Source organism: Vibrio sp. 811 (assembly GCF_033339195.1).
The window spans coordinates 1-843 of sequence record NZ_JAWOUB010000234.1 but is presented as its reverse complement, the minus strand read 5'-3'; the positions used below and the strand labels follow the sequence as shown (position 1 = coordinate 843).

The 843-nt window shown below is 47.4% G+C and carries 1 protein-coding gene; it reads right to left on the bottom strand.

Annotation, left to right across the window (positions count from 1 at the left end; genetic code table 11):
* Nucleotides 1-843: family 1 glycosylhydrolase (locus tag R7Q46_RS26045; protein ID WP_318078064.1), on the bottom strand; the 843-nt coding region annotated here is incomplete at both ends.

Sequence of the window (843 nt, the reverse complement as noted above, 5' to 3'; positions counted from 1 at the left end):
CGGTACGAATCACATCCTGATACCAGTAGAAGCTCTTTTTGCGTTTACGTTCTAAAGTGCCTTGTCCATCATCGTGACGATCAACGTAGATATATCCGTAACGCTTGCTCATTTCTGCCGTTGAGTTGGCTACTAAATCAATCGGCCCCCAACTGGTGAAACCCATTAATTCCACGCCATCAAGAATGGCTTCGTGCGCTTGCACTAGGTGATCGTTGAGGTAGGCTATGCGGTAGTCATCTTGAATTTCGCCATTTTCGTCAAATTCATCTCTCGCTCCCAAACCATTTTCCACGATAAAGAGCGGCTTTTGGTAGCGATCGTGCAAGAAGTTCAGCAAAATACGCAGACCTTTGGGATCGATCAACCAGCCCCATTGGCTCTTTTCCAAATATGGGTTCGGCACGCTCTCAACAATATTGCCGACTTCCTTTTGTTTCGGATCCGCGCTCGCACAGCCACTGGCGTAGTAGCTAAAGGAGATAAAGTCGACACTGGCCGAGGCGATGTCTTCTAAATCGCCGTCTTCCATCTGGATCTCGATGCCATTTTCACGGAAATAGCGCTTCATATAACCAGGATACTGACCACGAGTTTGCACGTCACCGAAGAACAACCACTTGTTGTTTTCATGCATGGCGGCTAACACATCATCAGGGTTACAAGTGTATGGGTAGTTCATGGCACCCAGTAACATGTTGCCGATTTTGCCATTCGGTACAATTTTCTGGCACAGCTTCACTGCTTTAGCATTCGCCACCAATTGATGGTGAATCGCTTGGTAAATCTGTTGCTCTGTTGCGTCTTCTGGCAAACCAACCCCAGTAAATGGTGCATGCAGAG